This window comes from Mesorhizobium sp. Cs1299R1N1, from assembly GCF_037179655.1.
GTDB classification, from domain to species: Bacteria; Pseudomonadota; Alphaproteobacteria; order Rhizobiales; family Rhizobiaceae; genus Mesorhizobium; species Mesorhizobium salmacidum.
Genome location: NZ_JAPYKR010000079.1, coordinates 1 through 1486 on the forward strand (window position 1 = coordinate 1; position 1486 = coordinate 1486).

2 protein-coding genes are annotated in these 1486 nt (G+C 56.2%); one reads left to right on the top strand and one right to left on the bottom strand.

The window, feature by feature from the left end; all coding sequences use genetic code 11:
• On the bottom strand, nt 1–212 hold a 212-nt coding region (locus O7A70_RS33735), incomplete at its 3' end, for an SDR family NAD(P)-dependent oxidoreductase (protein WP_337144192.1).
• 430 nt (nt 213–642) lie between these two features.
• On the opposite strand from O7A70_RS33735, the gene proX reads away from it, so the two are divergent.
• On the top strand, nt 643–1486 hold an 844-nt coding region (gene proX, locus O7A70_RS33740), incomplete at its 3' end, for a glycine betaine/L-proline ABC transporter substrate-binding protein ProX (protein ID WP_337144193.1).

Genomic DNA, 1486 nt, shown 5'->3' on the forward strand with positions numbered 1-1486 from the left:
CCCGCGCTGTTGACCAACACGTCGACCTTGCCGAACATCTCCACGGCCTTGTCGATGACCTGATCCGCGAACGCCCGCTCGGTCACGTCGCCAAGGAGCAGCTCAGCCGGGCAATCCATGCGCCGGATTGCCTCCACGACCCGCCGCCCGCGCGCAGCATCGCGTCCTACCAGAACCAGCGACGCCTTGGTTGCGGCAAAAGCCTGCGCCACCGCCTCCCCGATGCCAGATGTTGCGCCCGTGACAACGACAACTCGATTTGACTCACTCATTCGATGGGTGCCCGCCTTTGAGGACTAAAGAAAGATTTCGCCGGTTTCCCGCTCGTTTTGCTTGCTTATCGACAGGGACGGTTCGTTCGCAAGCGACTAAAAATCATGAGGCCAACAAGCAAAAGTCATGGCCCCGTTCGGGCAGGCGCGCCAGCGGTGACGCGCGTTATGCCAACGCCTCTCCAAGGACGGCTGCACGCACGCCGATCGGCTCTTTTGGCCATGACTTCTGATTATGCGTGACACCAGTTATTCTCATTTGAAGTCGGAATTGAAGCTGCCTAACGTCCGCCTTGAGGAGCTTGTCCAGTGGCACAGGCGGTCGCCGCGTAGTCATCGCACCCTATCAAGAGCAATGGGAGAACATGAAATGAAATCGCTACTGAAGGTACTCTTGCTCTGCTCGGCATTCATATCGCCTGCTGCCTTCGCGGGGGAGCAGGTCATTCCAGCTTGGTCGGGCGTCAGCGAAGAATTAATGCAGACATACATTGTCGACGAGGGGCTTCGCCAACTCGGTTATGATGTCGCGGAGCCGGTGCAGCTGAATATTGAAGTCGCTTACGTTGCCATCGGCAAGGGTGATGCTACCTATTACGCCGCGTACGCCAAGCCTATCCATGACCAGTTTGTGAAGGAAAACGGCGGACCTGACATCATCACGACCTTTGGAACGCTCACCCCCAACAACCTTCAAGGCTATCTCATCGACAAAAAGACTGCCGAGTCCACTGGCATCAAATTTCTTGAGGACCTCAAGGATCCTGAAAAGGCCAAACTCTTCGACATCGACGGAGACGGCAAGGCAGATATCTACGGATGCGATCCCGGATGGGGTTGTGAGCGGATCATCGAGCATCACTTGGATGCCTATGGCCTCCGCGATACGGTTGACGAAAAGCAGGGCGGCTATTTCGCTATCATCCCGGACGCCGTCCAGCGCATAAAGGAGGGCAAACCCACGATTTACTACACGTGGACTCCTTTCTGGCTCTCAAGCGTTCTCGTTCACGGCCGGGATGTCGTCTGGCTGAACGTCAAGAAGACCGACCTTCCTGACGGCCAGAATGCAAGCACGGAAATCTCTGGTGTCGGAAACGTTGGCTTTCCCATGATTGACCTCGGGATTGCCGCGTCGACGAAATTCGTGAATGAAAATCCTTCTGCCAAGAAGTTCTTCGAGCTCGCTTCGATTCCCCTCGACGACCTGAATG